The sequence below is a fragment of the Citrobacter sp. 50677481 genome (assembly GCF_001463265.1).
In the GTDB taxonomy this organism is placed as follows: Bacteria; Pseudomonadota; Gammaproteobacteria; order Enterobacterales; family Enterobacteriaceae; genus Citrobacter_A; species Citrobacter_A sedlakii.
Map to the genome: position 1 here is coordinate 27051 of NZ_LNHZ01000011.1, position 20168 is coordinate 47218.

Annotated in this window: 13 protein-coding genes and 1 pseudogene; 12 read left to right on the plus strand and 2 right to left on the minus strand. The window is 58.2% G+C overall.

The features are described 5' to 3' along the window. Positions 1-46: 46 nt before the first annotated feature. On the plus strand, positions 47-1399 hold the full coding sequence (gene yegD, locus APU02_RS03545; protein WP_060569350.1) for a molecular chaperone: 1353 nt from the start codon (positions 47-49) through the stop codon (positions 1397-1399). A gap of 101 nt (positions 1400-1500) precedes the next feature. On the opposite strand, the pseudogene APU02_RS26840 reads toward yegD, so the two are convergent. Beyond that, positions 1501-1557 (minus strand): annotated as a pseudogene (locus APU02_RS26840) (type I toxin-antitoxin system Ibs family toxin); the annotation flags it as partial. A 279-nt stretch (positions 1558-1836) separates the two neighbouring features. Here APU02_RS26840 and APU02_RS03555 point away from each other — a divergent pair. The 8 genes from APU02_RS03555 to yegS all read left to right on the plus strand — a co-directional run bounded on the left by APU02_RS03555 (position 1837) and on the right by yegS (position 15558). Further along, positions 1837-3084, plus strand: a complete 1248-nt coding sequence (locus APU02_RS03555; RefSeq protein WP_060569284.1) for an MdtA/MuxA family multidrug efflux RND transporter periplasmic adaptor subunit — start codon at positions 1837-1839, stop codon at positions 3082-3084. After that, complete coding sequence (locus APU02_RS03560; RefSeq protein ID WP_060569285.1) at positions 3084-6206, plus strand: MdtB/MuxB family multidrug efflux RND transporter permease subunit; 3123 nt, start codon at positions 3084-3086, stop codon at positions 6204-6206. Before APU02_RS03555 ends, APU02_RS03560 begins: the two co-directional genes overlap by 1 nt. After that, positions 6207-9287: a multidrug efflux RND transporter permease subunit MdtC gene (gene mdtC, locus APU02_RS03565; RefSeq protein WP_060569286.1), complete on the plus strand. Its 3081-nt coding sequence runs from the start codon at positions 6207-6209 to the stop codon at positions 9285-9287. Beyond that, positions 9284-10699 carry an MFS transporter gene (locus APU02_RS03570; protein WP_060569287.1) on the plus strand — a complete coding sequence of 472 codons (1416 nt, stop codon included), beginning with the start codon at positions 9284-9286 and terminating at the stop codon, positions 10697-10699. Before mdtC ends, APU02_RS03570 begins: the two co-directional genes overlap by 4 nt. Then, positions 10696-12099 (plus strand): two-component system sensor histidine kinase BaeS, encoded by a 1404-nt coding sequence (gene baeS / locus APU02_RS03575; RefSeq protein ID WP_042284375.1) that lies wholly within the window; start codon positions 10696-10698, stop codon positions 12097-12099. Before APU02_RS03570 ends, baeS begins: the two co-directional genes overlap by 4 nt. Beyond that, complete coding sequence (gene baeR / locus APU02_RS03580) at positions 12096-12818, plus strand: two-component system response regulator BaeR (protein WP_060569288.1); 723 nt, start codon at positions 12096-12098, stop codon at positions 12816-12818. The genes baeS and baeR overlap by 4 nt, the downstream gene beginning before the upstream one ends. A 172-nt stretch (positions 12819-12990) precedes the next feature. Beyond that, positions 12991-14352, plus strand: coding sequence for a tRNA 5-hydroxyuridine modification protein YegQ (gene yegQ, locus APU02_RS03585; protein ID WP_042284379.1), 1362 nt, complete (start codon positions 12991-12993; stop codon positions 14350-14352). 306 nt (positions 14353-14658) lie between these two features. Next, positions 14659-15558, plus strand: a complete 900-nt coding sequence (gene yegS, locus APU02_RS03590) for a lipid kinase YegS (RefSeq protein WP_060569289.1) — start codon at positions 14659-14661, stop codon at positions 15556-15558. Positions 15559-15613: 55 nt separating this feature from the next. Here the strand turns inward: yegS and fbaB are convergent, their stop codons facing one another. Continuing rightward, a complete protein-coding gene (gene fbaB, locus APU02_RS03595; protein ID WP_042284383.1) occupies positions 15614-16666 on the minus strand; it encodes a class I fructose-bisphosphate aldolase in 1053 nt (350 codons plus the stop codon). Positions 16667-16915: 249 nt separating this feature from the next. Between fbaB and APU02_RS03600 the strand changes: the two genes are divergently transcribed. The 3 genes from APU02_RS03600 to APU02_RS03610 are packed head-to-tail and all read left to right on the plus strand — an operon-like array spanning position 16916 to position 20147. After that, positions 16916-18187 (plus strand): nucleoside permease, encoded by a 1272-nt coding sequence (locus APU02_RS03600; protein ID WP_060569290.1) that lies wholly within the window; start codon positions 16916-16918, stop codon positions 18185-18187. Continuing rightward, complete coding sequence (locus APU02_RS03605; protein ID WP_060569291.1) at positions 18184-19188, plus strand: ADP-ribosylglycohydrolase family protein; 1005 nt, start codon at positions 18184-18186, stop codon at positions 19186-19188. Before APU02_RS03600 ends, APU02_RS03605 begins: the two co-directional genes overlap by 4 nt. Further along, on the plus strand, positions 19185-20147 hold the full coding sequence (locus APU02_RS03610; RefSeq protein WP_060569292.1) for a PfkB family carbohydrate kinase: 963 nt from the start codon (positions 19185-19187) through the stop codon (positions 20145-20147). Before APU02_RS03605 ends, APU02_RS03610 begins: the two co-directional genes overlap by 4 nt. The last annotated feature ends 21 nt before the right edge of the window (positions 20148-20168 follow it).

The following is a 20168-nucleotide window of genomic DNA, read 5'->3' on the forward strand; positions in this document are numbered from 1 at the left end:
TTCGCTAAAGTCACGCCCCTTCTTCACTGGCATGGGGATTTATAAGGTGTTTATTGGCTTTGATTACGGTACCGCGAACTGCTCGGTCGCGATCATGCGCGACGGCGCGCCGCAGTTACTGAAAATGGAAAACGACAGCACGCTGTTACCGTCAATGCTCTGCGCGCCCACACGGGAAGCCGTGAGCGAATGGCTGTTCCGCCATCACGCTGTACCAACGCCGGATGAAGAGACGCAGGCGCTGCTGCGCCGGGCGATCCGCTTCAACCGCGACGAAGATATCGAGGTTCACAGCGGCAGCGTCCAGTTCGGCCTGTCTTCGCTGGCGCAATACGTTGACGATCCGGAAGAGGTCTACTTCGTTAAGTCGCCCAAGTCTTTTTTGGGCGCCAACGGACTCAAACCACAGCAGGTTGCGCTGTTTGAAGATTTGGTTTGCGCCATGATGCTGCACATCCGAAATCAGGCGCAACATCAGCTTGCCGACGCGATTACCCAGGCCGTCATCGGTCGCCCGATCAACTTTCAGGGGCTGGGCGGTGACGAAGCCAACCGTCAGGCGCAGGGCATTCTGCAGCGGGCCGCTACCCGCGCCGGATTCCAGGATGTGGTCTTTCAGTACGAGCCGGTCGCGGCAGGGCTGGATTATGAAGCCACCCTGCAGGAAGAAAAACGCGTACTGGTCGTGGACATCGGCGGCGGAACCACCGACTGTTCGCTGCTGCTGATGGGACCCCAATGGCACCATCGCGCCGACCGTGGTTCCAGCCTGCTCGGACACAGCGGTTGCCGCGTCGGCGGCAACGACCTCGACATCGCGCTGGCGTTCAAAAACCTGATGCCGCTACTCGGCATGGGCGGCGAGACCGAAAAAGGCATTGCCCTACCGGTGCTGCCGTGGTGGAACGCCGTGGCCATCAACGACGTTCCGGCGCAGAGCGATTTTTACAGCAGTGCCAACGGTCGCCTGTTGGACACGCTGGTACGCGATGCCCGCGAACCGGAAAAAGTGGCGTTGCTGGTGAAAGTCTGGCGTCAGCGGCTGAGCCATCGTCTGGCGCGCCGCGCCGAGGAGTGCAAAATCGCCCTTTCCGACCAGCCAGAATTTACCGCCACACTGCCGTTTATTAGCGATGAACTGGCGACCGCCATCAGCCAGCAGGGGCTGGAAACAGCGCTGGATCAACCGTTAACGCGCATTCTGGAACAGGTGCGACTGGCGCTGGATAACGCTCAGGAGAAACCGGATGTGATCTACCTGACCGGCGGCAGCGCCCGCTCGCCGCTGATTAAAAAAGCGCTGGCGAGGCAATTGCCGGGCATTCCGATTGCCGGCGGCGATGACTTTGGTTCGGTGACTGCCGGACTGGCGCGCTGGGCGGAAGTTGTTTTCCGCTAACCGCCTCGCTGGCTGCAAGCAAACGCATTGACATGAGCGTTGGTGTGGCTTAGTTTCAGGAGTGAGGGTAAGGGAGGGTCGCCCCTCCCCCTGGTGTCTGAGTAAGCCTGGAAGCTCATGACTAAGAGTCTCACCAGTATGATGACTGACTTCATCATAACCCTTTCCTTATTCTGGCCCCTTCCTCGGGAGGGGCTTTCCCTTTTCAGCGTCATGCTGAAATCCGTGGCTTACCTCCTTCATCGCCTTGCCGCCACTCTATCGCCATTTTCCGCCAGCGCTTTTTTCGTTATCGATTGTTGCGTAACGTCTCGCAAAGCGCGCCGCCATTAGGATGAATCCGTACCGGGTTTCATAATTCCTCCATTTTTCTCCCTTGATGGCTGTCTAAACTAGTATCATTCCGTGAAACGTTTCAGGATGAGAAACTCATAACGATGAAAGGCAGTAACAAATCCCGCTGGGTGATAGCTCTCGCGGTGGTCGTGGCGGCCATCGCCGCAGTCTGGTTCTGGCAAAACCATAGCGAGCCGCAGAGCGCGGCCCCGGGCGCGACCGGGCAGGCGAAAGCGCCTGCGGGCGCGGGTCGTCGCGGGATGCGCGCCGGTCCGCTGGCGCCCGTACAGGCGGCGACCGCCGTTGAACAGGCGGTGCCGCGTTATCTCAGCGGATTAGGAACGATTACCGCCGCCAATACCGTGACGGTGCGCAGTCGCGTCGACGGGCAGCTACTGGCGCTGCACTTCGAAGAAGGCCAACAGGTCAAAGCGGGCGACCTGCTCGCTGAAATCGACCCCAGCCAGTTTAAAGTCGCGCTGGCACAGGCGCAGGGCCAACTGGCGAAAGATAAAGCGACGCTGGCGAACGCCCGCCGCGATCTGGCCCGTTACCAGCAACTGGTCAAAAGCAACTTAGTTTCTCGCCAGGAGCTGGACGCCCAACAGGCGCTGGTCAGTGAAACCGAAGGCACGATTAAAGCCGATGAAGCCAGCGTTGCCAGCGCGCAATTGCAGCTTGACTGGAGCCGTATCACCGCGCCAGTGGACGGTCGCGTGGGGCTGAAACAGGTGGATGTGGGTAACCAGATTTCCAGCGGCGATACCACAGGTATTGTGGTGATCACCCAGACGCATCCGATCGATCTCATTTTTACCCTGCCGGAAAGCGATATCGCCACGGTGATGCAGGCGAAAAAAACCGGTAAGCCGCTGGTGGTGGAAGCCTGGGATCGCACCAACGCGCAGAAGCTGAGCGAAGGCGTGCTGCTGAGCCTCGACAATCAGATTGACCCCACCACCGGCACCATCAAAGTGAAAGCCCGCTTCACGAACCAGGATGACACGCTGTTCCCCAATCAGTTTGTTAACGCGAGAATGCTGGTGGATACCGAACAGAACGCGGTGGTTATACCCACCGCCGCCCTGCAGATGGGCAACGAAGGTCACTTTGTCTGGGTGTTAAATGACGAAAACAAAGTCAGTAAGCATCGGGTACAAACCGGTATTCAGGACAGCCAGAAGGTGGTGATCAGCGCCGGGATTTCCGCTGGCGACCGCGTGGTTACCGACGGTATTGACCGTCTTACCGAAGGGGCGAAAGTGGAGGTGGTGGAGGCGCAAAGCGCCACCGCGCCTGAAGCAAAAGCCACCGCGCGCGAATACGCTAAGAAAGGAGCGCGCTCCTGATGCAGGTATTACCTCCAGGCAGCACCGGCGGCCCGTCGCGTCTGTTTATTATGCGTCCTGTCGCCACCACCCTGTTGATGGTGGCGATACTGCTGGCCGGGATCATCGGCTATCGTTTTCTGCCCGTCTCCGCACTGCCGGAGGTGGACTATCCAACCATTCAGGTGGTCACGCTCTATCCCGGCGCCAGTCCGGATGTGATGACCTCCGCCGTCACCGCCCCGTTGGAACGCCAGTTCGGCCAGATGTCCGGCCTCAAGCAAATGTCGTCGCAAAGTTCCGGCGGCGCTTCGGTGGTCACGCTTCAGTTCCAGCTCACCCTGCCGCTGGACGTGGCCGAACAGGAGGTGCAGGCGGCGATTAACGCGGCGACCAACCTGCTGCCAAACGATCTGCCGAACCCACCGGTGTACAGCAAAGTCAACCCGGCGGATCCGCCCATCATGACGCTTGCCGTCACCTCCAGCGCCATGCCGATGACGCAGGTTGAAGATATGGTGGAAACGCGCGTCGCGCAGAAAATTTCCCAGGTATCCGGCGTCGGTCTGGTGACCCTCTCCGGCGGGCAGCGTCCGGCGGTGCGGGTGAAACTCAACGCCCAGGCGATCGCCGCGTTGGGACTGACCAGCGAAACGGTACGCAACGCCATCACCGGCGCCAACGTTAACTCGGCGAAGGGGAGCCTTGACGGCCCGACTCGTGCGGTGACGCTCTCTGCCAACGACCAGATGCAGTCCGCCGAGGAATACCGTCAACTGATCATCGCCTATCAAAACGGCGCGCCGGTGCGGCTGGGCGATGTCGCTACCGTCGAACAAGGGGCGGAGAATAGCTGGCTCGGCGCCTGGGCCAATAAAGAACAGGCGATTGTGATGAACGTTCAGCGCCAGCCCGGCGCCAATATCATCGCTACCGCCGACAGCATTCAACAGATGCTGCCGCAACTGAAAGAAAGCCTGCCGAAGTCGGTAAACGTGACGGTGCTGTCCGACCGCACCATGAACATTCGCGCTTCGGTCAGCGACACCCAGTTTGAACTGATGCTGGCGATCGCGCTGGTCGTGATGATTATTTATCTTTTCCTGCGTAACGTTCCCGCCACCATTATTCCCGGCGTCGCCGTTCCGCTGTCGCTGGTGGGCACCTTCGCGGTGATGGTGTTTCTGGATTTCTCGATCAACAACCTGACGCTGATGGCGCTGACCATCGCGACCGGTTTTGTGGTCGACGACGCCATCGTGGTGATTGAGAATATTTCGCGTTATATCGAAAAGGGCGAAAAACCGCTGGCCGCCGCACTGAAAGGGGCGGGCGAAATCGGTTTTACCATTATCTCCCTCACCCTCTCGCTGATTGCGGTACTGATTCCGCTGCTGTTTATGGGCGATATCGTCGGACGCCTGTTTCGCGAGTTTGCCGTCACGCTGGCGGTGGCGATACTTATTTCTGCCGTGGTGTCGCTTACCCTGACGCCGATGATGTGCGCCCGAATGCTGAGCCAGGCATCCTTGCGCAAGCAAAATCGCTTTTCCCGGGCCTCGGAACGTCTGTTTGAGCGGGTGATCGCCGGGTATGGCCGCTGGCTGGCGAAAGTGCTTAACCACCCGTGGTTGACGCTCAGCGTGGCGTTAGGCACGCTGCTGTTAAGCGTGGTGCTGTGGGTGGTCATCCCGAAAGGCTTCTTCCCTGTGCAGGATAACGGCATTATTCAGGGCACCCTGCAGGCGCCGCAGTCCAGCTCGTTTGTCAGCATGGCCCAGCGTCAGCGGCAGGTGTCCGACGTGATCCTCAAAGACCCGGCGGTGGAGAGCTTAACGGCGTTTGTTGGCGTCGATGGCACTAACCCGTCGCTGAACAGCGCGCGGCTGCAAATCAACCTGAAGCCGCTCGACGATCGTGACGATCGGGTGCAGAAGGTGATCGCCCGTCTGCAGGAGGCGGTGGCGCGCGTTCCCGGGGTTAACCTCTATCTTCAGCCGACGCAGGATCTGACCATCGACACCCAGGTGAGCCGCACCCAGTATCAGTTTACGCTTCAGGCCACGTCACTGGACGCCCTCAGCGCCTGGGTGCCTCAGTTGATGGACAAACTGCAGCAGTTGCCGCAGCTTTCCGATGTCAGCAGCGACTGGCAGGACAAGGGCCTGGTGGCGTATGTGAAGGTCGATCGCGACAGCGCCAGCCGGTTAGGCATCAGCATGGCGGATGTCGATAACGCCCTGTATAACGCTTTTGGCCAGCGGCTGATTTCAACGATTTATACCCAGGCTAATCAGTACCGCGTGGTCCTGGAGCATAATACCGAAAGCACGCCAGGACTGGCGGCGCTGGACACCATTCGCCTGACCAGCAGCGACGGCGGCATCGTGCCGCTGAGCGCTATCGCCAGCGTTGAACAGCGCTTTGCGCCGCTCTCCATTAACCATCTGGATCAGTTTCCGGTCGCCACCCTGTCGTTTAACGTCCCGGACGGCTATTCGCTGGGCGATGCGGTGCAGGCGATTCTCGACGCGGAAAAAACGCTTAATCTGCCAGTGGACATCACCACCCAGTTCCAGGGAAGCACCCTCGCCTTCCAGGCTGCGCTGGGCAGTACGGTGTGGCTGATTGTCGCGGCGGTGGTGGCGATGTACATCGTGCTCGGCGTGCTGTACGAGAGCTTTATTCATCCGATCACCATCCTGTCCACCCTGCCAACCGCTGGCGTCGGCGCGCTGCTGGCGCTAATGATCGCCGGAAGCGAACTGGATGTAATAGCGATCATCGGCATCATTTTGCTGATCGGCATCGTCAAGAAAAACGCCATCATGATGATCGACTTTGCCCTTGCCGCCGAACGCGAACAGGGCATGGCGCCGCGCGACGCGATTTATCAGGCCTGCCTGCTGCGTTTTCGCCCGATCCTGATGACCACCCTTGCCGCGCTGCTGGGCGCTCTGCCGCTGATGCTTAGCACCGGCGTTGGTGCAGAGCTGCGCCGTCCGCTGGGGATCGGCATGGTCGGCGGTCTGTTGGTAAGCCAGGTGCTGACGTTGTTTACCACGCCGGTTATTTATCTGCTGTTTGATCGGCTGTCGCTGTACGTAAAAAGCCGCTTCCCGCGTCAGGATGAGGAAGCGTAAATGAAATTTTTCGCTCTGTTCATCTATCGCCCGGTGGCGACGATTTTGATTTCCGTCGCCATTACCTTGTGCGGCGTGTTGGGGTTTCGTCTGCTGCCCGTCGCCCCGCTGCCGCAGGTGGATTTTCCCGTGATTATGGTCAGCGCCTCGCTACCGGGCGCGTCGCCGGAAACCATGGCGTCGTCGGTGGCGACGCCGCTGGAGCGATCGCTGGGTCGCATCGCCGGCGTCAGCGAAATGACCTCAAGCAGTTCGCTTGGCAGCACGCGGATCATTCTGCAGTTTAATTTTGATCGCGACATTAACGGTGCGGCGCGCGACGTACAGGCGGCGATCAATGCCGCGCAAAGCCTGCTGCCCAGCGGGATGCCGAGCCGCCCCACCTACCGTAAAGCCAACCCATCCGATGCGCCGATCATGATCCTGACGCTCACCTCGGACACGTATTCGCAGGGCGAGCTGTATGACTTCGCCTCCACGCAGCTGGCGCAGACTATCGCGCAGATCGACGGCGTCGGGGATGTTGACGTGGGCGGCAGTTCGCTGCCCGCCGTGCGCGTGGGATTAAATCCGCAGGCGCTGTTTAATCAGGGCGTGTCGCTTGACGACGTGCGCACCGCCATCAGCGATGCCAACGTGCGAAAACCGCAGGGCGCGCTGGAGGATGCCAGCCATCGCTGGCAGATCCAGACCAACGACGAACTGAAAACCGCAACAGACTATCAGCCGCTGGTGATCCACTATAACAACGGCGGCGCGGTACGCCTGGGGGACGTCGCAACGGTGACCGACGCTGTGCAGGACGTGCGCAACGCCGGGATGACCAACGCTAAACCGGCTATTTTGCTGATGATCCGCAAGCTGCCGGAAGCCAATATTATCCAGACGGTCGACAGCATCCGGGCAAAGCTGCCGGAGCTACAGTCCACCATTCCGGCGGCAATCGATCTGCAAATCGCCCAGGATCGCTCTCCCACCATCCGCGCCTCACTGGAAGAAGTCGAGCAAACGCTGGTGATTTCCGTCGCGCTGGTGATTCTGGTGGTCTTTTTGTTCCTGCGCTCCGGGCGGGCAACGCTGATCCCCGCCGTGGCGGTACCCGTTTCGCTGATAGGCACCTTCGCCGCGATGTATCTCTGCGGCTTTAGCCTGAACAACCTGTCTCTGATGGCCCTGACGATTGCTACCGGCTTTGTCGTCGATGACGCCATCGTCGTGCTGGAAAATATCTCGCGTCATCTGGAAGCAGGGATGAAACCGTTGCAGGCGGCGCTGCAGGGAACGCGCGAGGTGGGCTTTACCGTCCTCTCGATGAGCCTGTCGCTGGTGGCGGTGTTTTTACCGCTGCTGCTGATGGGCGGCTTACCGGGACGCCTGCTGCGCGAATTTGCCGTCACGCTGTCGGTCGCCATTGGCATTTCGCTGCTGGTGTCCCTGACGCTGACGCCGATGATGTGCGGCTGGATGCTGAAATCCAGCAAACCGCGCGAACAAAAACGGCTGCGCGGCTTTGGCCGGATGCTGGTTGCCCTGCAGCAGGGATACGGCAAATCGCTAAAATGGGTATTGAATCATACCCGCCTGGTGGGCGTGGTGCTGCTCGGCACCATTGCCCTTAACGTCTGGCTGTATATTTCGATTCCGAAAACCTTTTTTCCGGAACAGGATACCGGCGTGCTGATGGGCGGGATCCAGGCCGACCAGAGTATCTCCTTCCAGGCAATGCGCGGGAAACTCCAGGACTTCATGAAAATCATTCGTGACGACCCGGCCGTGGATAATGTTACGGGTTTCACTGGCGGTTCGCGCGTTAACAGCGGGATGATGTTCATTACCCTAAAACCTCGCGGCGACCGTAATGAAACGGCGCAGCAGGTGATTGACCGCCTGCGCGTGAAGCTGGCAAAAGAGCCGGGAGCAAACCTGTTCCTGATGGCGGTGCAGGATATTCGTGTCGGCGGACGCCAGTCGAACGCCAGCTATCAGTACACGCTGCTGTCGGACGATCTGGCCGCCCTGCGGGAATGGGAGCCGAAGATCCGTAAAGCGCTGGCAGCCCTGCCCCAACTGGCGGATGTCAATTCGGATCAACAGGATAACGGCGCCGAGATGAATCTGGTTTACGATCGCGAAACCATGTCGCGCCTCGGTATCGACGTGCAGGCGGCAAACAGCCTGTTGAACAACGCCTTTGGCCAGCGGCAAATCTCCACCATTTACCAGCCGATGAACCAGTACAAAGTGGTGATGGAAGTCGATCCGCGCTATACCCAGGACATCAGCGCGCTGGAGAAAATGTTCGTGATAAACAGCGATGGCAAGGCAATTCCGCTCTCCTATTTCGCCAAATGGCGACCGGCTAACGCGCCGCTGTCGGTGAATCATCAGGGGCTGTCTGCGGCCTCGACCGTTTCCTTTAACCTGCCGACCGGTTCGTCGCTGTCTGAGGCCAGCGAGGCTATCACCCGCGCGATGACCCAGCTTGGCGTGCCGTCGACCGTACGCGGCAGTTTCGCCGGCACCGCGCAGGTGTTCCAGGAAACCATGAATTCACAGGTGATCCTGATTATCGCCGCCATTGCCACGGTTTATATCGTGCTCGGAATACTGTATGAAAGCTATGTTCACCCGCTCACAATTCTCTCCACCCTGCCTTCAGCGGGCGTTGGAGCATTGCTGGCGCTGGAAATTTTCAACGCCCCGTTCAGCCTGATTGCGCTGATTGGCATCATGCTGTTAATTGGTATTGTAAAGAAAAATGCCATTATGATGGTCGACTTTGCGCTGGAAGCGCAAAGACAGGGTAACCTCAGCCCGCAGGAAGCGATTTTCCAGGCCTGTCTGCTGCGTTTTCGCCCGATAATGATGACCACGCTGGCCGCGTTATTTGGCGCGCTGCCGCTGGTGCTTTCCGGCGGCGACGGCTCCGAACTGCGCCAGCCGCTGGGGATCACCATTGTCGGCGGTCTGGTGATGAGCCAGTTGTTAACGCTCTATACCACACCGGTGGTGTATCTCTTTTTCGACCGCCTGCGGCTGCGTTTTTCCCGGAATAAAGGTGACCCGATAACTGACCTATGACAGAACTTCCTAACAGCACCCGCTGGCAACTGTGGATTGTGGCCTTCGGCTTTTTTATGCAGTCGCTGGATACCACCATCGTGAATACCGCGCTTCCCTCGATGGCGACAAGCCTCGGGGAAAGCCCGCTTCACATGCATAGGGTGATTGTGTCATATGTACTGACCGTGGCGGTGATGCTCCCCGCCAGCGGCTGGCTGGCGGATCGGGTGGGCGTGCGGAATATCTTTTTTACGGCGATTACGCTGTTTACGCTGGGATCGCTGTTCTGCGCGTGGTCCAGCACGCTAAACGAACTGGTGATGGCGCGCGTATTACAGGGCGTGGGCGGCGCAATGATGGTGCCGGTTGGCAGGCTGACGGTGATGAAGATCGTTCCGCGCGCGCAGTACATGGCGGCGATGACTTTCGTCACGCTGCCGGGTCAGGTCGGTCCGCTGCTGGGACCCGCGCTGGGCGGGATCCTCGTGGAATACGCCTCCTGGCACTGGATCTTTCTGATTAATCTGCCGGTGGGCATCGTCGGCGCCATTGCCACGCTGATGCTGATGCCCAACTACACCCTGCAAACCCGGCGTTTCGACCTGTCGGGTTTTCTGCTGCTGGCCGCCGGCATGGCGCTGCTGACTATTGCGCTGGACGGCAGCAAAGAGACGGGAATGACTCACTTCACCCTCGGCGCGCTGGTGGTATGCGGCATCGCGGCGATTTTGCTGTACCTCAACCATGCCAGAAACAATCCACGCGCCCTGTTCAGCCTGACCCTGTTTCACACGCCGACCTTTTCGCTCGGTTTGCTGGGCAGTTTTGCCGGACGCATCGGCAGCGGCATGCTGCCCTTTATGACCCCGGTCTTTTTGCAGATTGGCCTTGGCTTCTCGCCGTTTCACGCCGGGCTGATGATGATCCCGATGGTCCTTGGCAGCATGGGCATGAAGCGCATTGTGGTGCAGGTGGTTAACCGCTTTGGCTATCGTCGGGTACTGGTATGCACCACGCTGGGGCTCGCAGGCGTAACGCTGCTGTTTATGTCCGCCGCCCTGCTGGGCTGGTACTACGTGCTGCCGTTTGTCCTGCTGTTGCAGGGGATGATTAACTCGACGCGTTTCTCATCCATGAACACCCTGACGCTGAAAGATCTGCCGGATGAGCTGGCCAGCAGCGGCAACAGTTTATTGTCGATGATTATGCAACTGTCGATGAGTATCGGCGTAACCGTGGCTGGCCTGCTGTTGGGTATGTTCGGACAGCAGCACATCACCGCCGACAGCGGCGCAACCCACACCGTTTTTATATACACCTGGCTTTGCATGGCGGTGATCATCGCTCTGCCCGCCGTTGTCTTTGCCCGTGTCCCCAATGACACGCATAAAAATGTCGTCATTGCGCGGCGCAAAAGGAGAACCAGATGAAGCTCTGGCGGCCCGGCATTACCGGCAAACTGTTTCTGGCGATTTTCGCCACCTGCATCGTGCTGCTTATCAGTATGCATTGGGCGGTTCGCGTCAGCTTTGAGCGCGGGTTTATCGACTACATCAAGCACGGCAACGAGCAGCGCTTAACTCTGCTGGGCGACGCGCTGGGCGAACAGTATGCGCTGCACGGCAACTGGCGCTTTTTGCGAAATAACGACCGCTTTGTGTTTCAGATCCTGCGCTCGTTCGAGCATGAGAGAGATGACGACAAGCCCGGGCCCGGCATGCCGCCGCATGGCTGGCGCACTCAGTTCTGGGTGGTCGATCAAAACGCCAGAGTCCTGGTCGGCCCACGCGGTCCGGTGCCGCACGACGGCTCACGGCGGCCGATTATCGTCAATGGCGTGGAGGTTGGCGCAGTGATCGCCTCTCCTGTAGAGCGCCTGACCCGCAATACCGACATTAATTTCGACAAGCAGCAGCGGCGTACCAGTTGGCTTATCGTCGCGCTCGCCACGCTTCTCGCGGCCCTGGCGACCTTCCTGCTGGCGCGTGGGCTGCTGGCCCCGGTCAAACGCCTGGTTGACGGGACTCACAAGCTGGCGGCGGGCGATTTTACTACCCGGGTGACCGCCACCAGCGCTGACGAGCTGGGCAAACTGGCGCAGGACTTTAACCAGCTGGCCAGTACGCTGGAAAAGAACCAGCAGATGCGCCGCGATTTCATGGCCGATATCTCTCATGAACTGCGCACGCCGCTGGCGGTACTGCGCGGAGAACTGGAGGCGATTCAGGACGGCGTTCGCCAGTTCACGCCGGAGTCGGTGGCATCATTACAGGCTGAAGTGGCGACGCTGACCAAGCTGGTGGACGATCTGCACCAGCTTTCCATGTCCGACGAAGGCGCGCTGGCCTATCAAAAAACGTCCGTGGATTTAATCCCGCTGCTGGAAGTGGCGGGAGGCGCGTTCCGGGAACGCTTTGCCAGCCGTGACCTGACGTTACAGCTTTCCCTGCCGGACAGCATCCAGATGTTTGGCGATCGGGATCGTCTGATGCAGCTTTTTAACAACCTGCTGGAAAACAGCCTGCGCTACACCGACAGCGGCGGAAAATTGCACATCAGCGCCGAACAGCGCGACAAACGGGTGCTTCTCGTTTTTGCCGATTCTGCGCCGGGCGTCAGCGATGAGCAGTTACATAAACTGTTTGAGCGCTTTTACCGCGCCGAAGGCTCCCGCAACCGCGCCAGCGGCGGCTCCGGACTGGGGCTGGCGATTTGCGTCAACATTGTTGAAGCGCACAATGGCCGCATCCACGCTGCCCATTCGCCTTTTGGCGGGGTTAGCATTACAGTAGAATTTCCGCTGGAACGCGATATACAGAGAGACGTATGACTGAGTTACCCATTGATGAAAACACACCGCGTATTCTAATCGTGGAAGATGAACCCAAGCTGGGGCAGTTACTGATCGACTATCTGCGCGCCGCGAGCTATGCCCCGACGCTGATTAGCCATGGCGACAAGGTGCTGCCCTATGTGCGCCAGACGCCGCCCGACCTGATCCTGCTGGATCTGATGCTGCCGGGGACTGACGGCCTGACCCTGTGCCGTGAAATACGCCGCTTCTCTGACGTGCCGATTGTGATGGTCACGGCCAAGATTGAAGAGATCGACCGTCTGCTGGGGCTGGAGATTGGCGCGGATGATTACATCTGCAAACCGTACAGCCCGCGAGAAGTCGTCGCCCGCGTGAAGACCATCCTGCGCCGTTGTAAGCCGCAGCGCGAGCTACAACAGATGGACGCCGAAAGCCCGCTGATTGTCGACGAAGGCCGTTTCCAGGCCTCCTGGCGCGGGAAGATGCTCGACCTGACCCCGGCGGAATTTCGTCTGCTTAAAACCCTTTCGCACGAACCGGGAAAAGTGTTTTCCCGCGAACAGTTGCTCAACCGTTTGTATGATGATTATCGGGTCGTCACCGACCGCACCATTGACAGCCATATCAAAAACCTGCGCCGTAAGCTGGAAGCGCTGGACAAAGAGCAGTCGTTTATCCGCGCGGTGTACGGCGTAGGCTACCGCTGGGAAGCGGACGCCTGCAGGATGGCTTGATGACGCCACGCTTATCCGGCCTGTTTATCCTCCTTCAGGTCGGATACGGCGTTTCCCTTTACTTTACCTCCCCTCTTCGCGGCGCTACAATGCCCGCCCTTAACGTGAGGACTCTCCTCCTGCCGCTTCATCAGGTGAAGCGGATCTGACCTGTCATCAGAACGAGAACACTATGTTTAAACCGGAACTCCTTTCCCCGGCGGGAACGCTGAAAAACATGCGTTACGCTTTCGCCTATGGCGCTGACGCCGTGTATGCGGGCCAGCCGCGCTACTCCCTGCGCGTGCGCAACAACGAATTCAACCACGAAAACCTTCAGCTTGGCATCAATGAAGCCCATGCGCTGGGGAAAAAATTCTACGTGGTGGTGAACATCGCGCCGCACAACGCAAAGCTGAAAACCTTTATCCGCGACCTCAAACCGGTGGTGGAAATGGGTCCGGATGCCCTGATCATGTCTGACCCCGGGCTTATCATGCTGGTGCGGGAAAACTTCCCCGATATGCCGATCCATCTCTCCGTGCAGGCCAACGCCGTCAACTGGGCAACGGTAAAATTCTGGCATCAGATGGGGTTAACGCGCGTGATCCTTTCCCGCGAACTGTCGCTGGAAGAAATAGAAGAGATCCGCAATCAGGTGCCGGACATGGAGATCGAAATTTTCGTGCACGGCGCGCTGTGCATGGCCTACTCCGGCCGTTGCCTGCTCTCTGGCTACATCAATAAACGTGACCCGAATCAGGGCACCTGCACTAACGCCTGCCGCTGGGAGTACAACGTCCAGGAAGGCAAAGAGGATGTGGTCGGCAATATTGTTCACAAATACGAACCGATTCCGGTGCAAAACGTCGAGCCGACGCTGGGTATTGGCGCGCCTACCGATAAAGTGTTCATGATAGAAGAAGCCCAGCGTCCCGGCGAGTACATGACCGCGTTCGAGGATGAGCACGGCACCTATATCATGAACTCAAAAGATCTGCGCGCCATCGCTCACGTTGAGCGCCTGACCCACATGGGCGTGCACTCGCTGAAAATTGAAGGCCGCACCAAATCTTTCTACTATTGCGCCCGCACCGCGCAGGTGTACCGGAAAGCCATTGACGACGCCGCCGCCGGTAAACCGTTCGATCCGCAGTTACTGGAAACCCTGGAAGGTCTGGCGCACCGTGGCTACACCGAAGGCTTCCTGCGTCGTCATACCCACGACGACTACCAGAACTATGACTATGGTTATTCGGTGTCTGAGCGCCAGCAGTTCGTGGGGGAATTCACCGGCGAGCGTAAAGGTGAGTTAGCCGCCGTTGCGGTAAAGAACAAGTTTTCTGTCGGCGACAGCCTTGAGCTGATGACGCCGCAGGGCAACGTCAACTTTACTCTGGAACAAATGGAAAACGGCAAAGGCGAAGCGATGCCGGTCGCACCGGGCGACGGCTATACCGTATGGATCCCTGTACCGCAGGATCTTACGCTGGATTATGCTCTGCTGATGCGCAATTTTTCCGGTGAATCAACGCGTAATCCGCACGGTAAATAGTTAATCAGGGTTATTTTTTCATGCCAGAATGATTCTTAGAAACCGATCACATACCGCTTCGTTCTTTAAGGGTATTATCCGCCGTGCTGAAAAACATAACCCATAAATGCTAGCTGTACCAGGAACCACCTCCTTAGCCTGCGTAATCTCCCTTACGCAGGCTTATTTTTTTGGGCGGCTGTTTTTTTATTTCCAGACGCCCTTCTGCGAAAAGCGGAACCCTTTTTCAGTCAGTTCTGTCCGCGCGGTTTTTCATTCTGCTATACACTTCTTGTGTTCTGATAAAACAATAAGGCAAAAACGAGAATGGCTAATTTTCCCGCCAGTTTACTGATTCTGAACGGCAAGGGGGCCGATAACCCCACGCTTCGTGAAGCGATTGGGCTGCTTCGTGACGAAGGCGTAGAAATTCATGTTCGCGTTACGTGGGAAAAAGGCGACGCGCAGCGCTATGTTGAAGAAGCCCGCCGTCTCGGCGTGGAAACGGTGATTGCCGGCGGCGGCGACGGAACAATTAATGAAGTGGCGACCGCGTTAATTCAGTGCGAAGGCCAGGCCGTTCCGGCGCTGGGTATTCTGCCGCTCGGCACAGCCAACGATTTCGCTACCAGCGTCGGCATACCAGACGCGCTGGATAAAGCGCTGAAGCTGGCCATCGCCGGGAACGCCGTCGCGATTGATATCGCAAAAGTGAACGACAAAACCTGCTTTATCAATATGGCGACCGGCGGATTCGGTACCCGCATTACCACCGAAACGCCGGAAAAGCTGAAGGCCGCGCTGGGGGGCGTGTCGTATATCATCCACGGTCTGATGCGCATGGATACGCTGAAACCTGACCGCTGCGAAATTCGCGGCGAGAACTTTCAGTGGCAGGGTGACGCGCTGGTGATCGGCATTGGCAACGGTCGCCAGGCGGGTGGCGGACAGCAGCTCTGCCCGGACGCGCTGATTAACGATGGTTTACTGCAACTGCGAATCTTTACCGGCGAGGAGATCCTGCCCGCGCTGTTTTCCACCCTCAAGCCGCCGGAAGAAAATCCCAATATCGTCGACGGCGCCTCCTCGTGGTTCGAGATACGCGCGCCGCACGACATTACCTTTAACCTGGACGGCGAACCGCTGAGCGGTCAGTCTTTTCATATTAAAACCCTCCCCGCCGCGCTACGCTGCCGTTTACCACCGGACTGTCCGTTGTTGCGTTAATGCTTCCTTCTGGTCGTGATGAAAAAGCTGCGACCACGCGCCGCAGCCCTGCTGGTCAGGCGATTGTGACCTTATTGTCGAGGTAGACATCCTGTACAGCGTTGATCAGCTTCACACCGTCCGCCATCGACTTTTTGAAGGCTTTGCGGCCGAGGATCAGCCCCATACCGCCAGCACGTTTGTTGATGACCGCCGTACGTACCGCGTCGGTCAGATCGGTCTCGCCGCCTGCCGCGCCGCCGGAGTTAATCAGACCCGCACGTCCCATATAGCAGTTCGCCAACTGGTAACGCACCAGATCGATCGGGTTGTCGCTGGTCAGTTTGCTGTAGACGCGATCGTCGGTGTAGCCGAAATTAACCGCTTTATAACCGCCATTATTTTCCGCCATTTTCTGCTTCACGATATCCGCGCCGATGGTCGCCGCCAGATGGTTAGCCTGCCCGGTGAGATCCGCAGAAACGTGGTAGTCGGTCCCCTCTTTCTTAAACGCCGAATTACGCAAATACGCCCACAGCACGGTGACCATCCCCAGCTCATGCGCCCGTTCAAAGGCCGCGGAAATCTCTTCAATTTGCCGACGGGACTGCTCGGAACCGAAGTAGATCGTCGCGCCGACGGCGACCGCCCCCATATTGAACGCCTGCTCGACGCTGGCATACAGGGTCTGATCGTATTCCGTTGGGTAGCTTAACGTTTCGTTGTGGTTCAGCTTCACCAGGAACGGAATACGGTGGGCGTAGCGGCGCGAGACGGAAGCCAACACGCCGTATGTGGATGCCACACAGTTACAGCCGGCTTCAATCGCCAGCTCAACAATATTCTTTGGATCAAAATAGAGCGGGTTGGCGGCAAACGACGCGCCTGCCGAGTGTTCCACGCCCTGGTCAACCGGTAAAATAGACAGATAACCGGTTCCCGCCAGACGTCCGGTATTATACAGCGTCTGCATGTTACGCAGCACCGCAGGCGGACGGTTATTGTCCACCATCACGCGGTCAACGTAGTCATGTCCTGGCAGATAAAGTTGGTCAGAAGGTATGGTCATACAACGATGCTGTAACAGGCTGTCGGCGTCTTTGCCAAGCAACTGCGCAATATCAGTCATAGCTATGCTCCCGTAAGTTCCGAGGGATTCGGAATGTGGATTGTCCTGACCCGCTTTTGCGGGCAGCATTAAGCCTGGTACCGACCGGCCATTTTTTCCATTTTCAGCGCACTTTTCAGCGCTATCTGCTGGCACGATTCACTGACGAAAAAGTGTTATGACGGTCAAGATTTCGCCGCAAAGGTATTTTAAAGGTATTATTTAATGGTACTGTCATGACGTACCTTACCTGTCATGAAGGATTTAATGATGAAAACTACAGTGAAACTGTCATTCATGATGTTCGTTGAGTGGTTTATCTGGGGGGCCTGGTTCGTTCCGCTGTGGCTCTGGTTAAGCAAAAGCGGCTTTACTGCCGGTGAGATTGGCTGGTCTTACGCCTGTACGGCGATAGCGGCGATCCTCTCGCCGATCCTTGTGGGTTCGCTGACCGACCGCTTTTTCTCGGCGCAAAAGGTGCTCGCTGTGCTGATGTTCGCAGGCGCGGCGCTGATGTATTTTGCCGCCCGACAAACGACCTTTACCGGGTTCTTTCCGTTGCTGCTGGCCTATTCGCTGACCTATATGCCCACTATCGCCCTGACCAACAGTATCGCTTTCGCCAACGTGCCGGACGTGGAACGTGATTTTCCGCGCATCCGCGTAATGGGTACGATTGGCTGGATTGCGTCGGGTCTTGCCTGCGGGTTTCTGCCGCAGATGCTGGGTTATAACGATATCTCGCCGACCAATATTCCGTTGCTGATTACCGCCGCCAGTTCCGCGCTGCTGGGCGTGTTCGCTTTCTTTTTGCCGGACACCCCGCCAAAAAGCACAGGGAAAATGGACTTCCGGGTCATGCTCGGGCTGGACGCGCTGATCCTGCTGCGCGACCGCAACTTCCTCGTTTTTTTCTTCTGTTCGTTTTTGTTCGCGATGCCGCTGGCGTTTTATTACATCTTCGCCAACGGGTATCTGACGGAAGTCGGCATGAAAAACGCCACCGGCTGGATGACGCTCGGTCAGTTCTCCGAAATCTTCTTTATGCTGGCGCTGCCGTTTTTCACTAAACGCTTTGGTATTAAGAAGGTATTATTGCTTGGTCTTATCACCGCGGCGATCCGGTACGCGTTCTTTATCTACGGCGGCGCAGAAGAATACTTCACCTATGCGTTGCTGTTTCTTGGCATTTTGCTGCACGGCGTCAGTTACGACTTCTACTACGTGACCGCCTATATCTACGTGGATAAAAAAGCGCCAGTGCATATGCGCACCGCGGCCCAGGGGCTGATCACCCTGTGCTGTCAGGGCTTCGGCAGCCTGCTGGGCTATCGTCTTGGCGGCGTGATGATGGAAAAAATGTTTGCTTATCAGGAACCGGTTAACGGTCTCACCTTCAACTGGGCGGGAATGTGGACGTTCGGCGCGGTGATGATCGCTGTCATTGCCGTACTGTTTATGATTTTCTTTCGCGAATCAGACAAAGAGATCACCGCTATTGAGGTTCGCGATTCTGCGTTGACACAAGGAGAAGTAAAATGAAAGCAGAGCGTATTCTCGGTGCTCTTTACGGGCAGGCGTTAGGGGATGCGATGGGGATGCCCTCTGAGCTGTGGCCGAGAAGCCGCGTGAAAGCGCACTTCGGTTGGATCGACCGCTTTCTGCCAGGTCCGCAGGAGAACAGCGCGGCCTGTTATTTCAATCGTGCGGAGTTTACCGATGATACTTCGATGGCGCTCTGTCTGGCAGATGCGCTCCTGGCGCGCGACGGCGACATTGATCCCGACCTGATTGGCCACACGATTCTCGACTGGGCGCAGGGCTTTGACGCTTTCAATAAAAATGTTCTCGGGCCGACGTCGAAGATTGCACTTAATGCCATACGCGACGGTAAACCGGTAGCGGAACTGGAAAACAACGGCGTCACTAACGGCGCGGCGATGCGCGTATCGCCGTTGGGATGCCTGTTGCCGCCGCGCGATCTCGACGCCTTTATTGATGACGTGACGCTGGCGTCCAGCCCCACCCACAAGTCGGATCTGGCCATTGCCGGCGCGGTAGTGGTGGCCTGGGCCATTTCCCGGGCGGTAGACGGCAACGCGTGGTCCGACATCGTGGCATCACTGCCCGCCATTGCCCGACACGCTCAGGAAAAACGCATCACCACTTTCAGTGCCTCGCTGGCTGCACGGCTGGAATTGGCGTTAAAAATCGTCCGCCAGGCCGATGGCCCTGAAGCCGCCAGTGAACAGCTGTATCAGGTCGTGGGTGCGGGCACCAGCACGCTGGAGTCGGTCGCCTGCGCCATCGCTATGGTCGAGCTGGCGCAGACCGATCCGAACCGCTGCGCGATACTTTGCGCTAACCTGGGCGGCGATACCGATACCATCGGCGCGATGGCGACCGCCATTTGCGGCGCGCTGCACGGCATTGATGCCATCGATTCCACACTGAAACGAGAGCTGGATACGGTGAACCGCCTCGATTTCACCCGCTATGCTACGGAGCTGGCGCGTCTGCGTCAGCGACGGGAGGGAATATGAACGCTTCACGCCTGTACGGGATGCTTGCGGATCTCGACTCCCGCCAGCCGGTCACGGTAGTCGGCGCGGCGGTCATTGATGTTATCGCCGACGCTTACGCTCTGCCCTGGCGCGGCTGCGACATCGAGCTTAAGCAGCAAAGCGTTAACGTCGGCGGCTGCGCGCTAAACATCGCCGTCGCGCTTAAGCGCCTTGGGATTACGGCGACCAATGCCCTGCCGCTCGGCCAGGGCGTATGGGCGGAGATTATCCGCAACCGGATGGCCAAAGAGGGCTTATACAGCCCGATTGATCATGCTCAGGGTGATAACGGCTGGTGTCTGGCCCTGGTTGAGCCGGACGGTGAACGCACCTTTATGTCTTTTAGCGGCGTGGAAAATGCCTGGAACGCCGACTGGCTGGCTCAGCTCTCGGTGCCGCGAGGTAGCCTGATTTATCTGTCCGGCTATCAACTTGCGTCGCCGTGCGGCGAATTACTGGCGCACTGGCTTGAAAACCTCACGGACGTGACGCCCGTTATCGATTTTGGTCCGCGGATTGGCGATATCCCCGATGCGCTGATGGCCCGTATTCTGGCCTGTCGTCCGCTGGTGTCGCTTAATCGCCAGGAGGCGGACATCGTCAGCGATCGCTTTACGCTAAGCAAGGAAATCCGGACATTTGGCGCAGAATGGGTCAGGCGTTTCGCTGCGCCACTGGTAGTGCGTCATGACAAAGACGGAGCATGGTATTTCACTGACGATGCCGCTGGCTGCGTCCCCGCCTTCCCGACAACGGTGGTTGATACCATTGGCGCGGGCGACAGTCATGCCGGGGGATTGCTGGCCGGTCTGGCCTCTGGCTGGTCAGTTGCGGACGCGGTGCTGCTTGGTAACGCCGTCGCGTCGTGGGTCGTGGGACACCGGGGCGGCGACTGTGCGCCGTTCCGTGAACAGTTGCTGGGTTCGCTCAAGAGATAAATCATAAAGCCGCATCGGCGC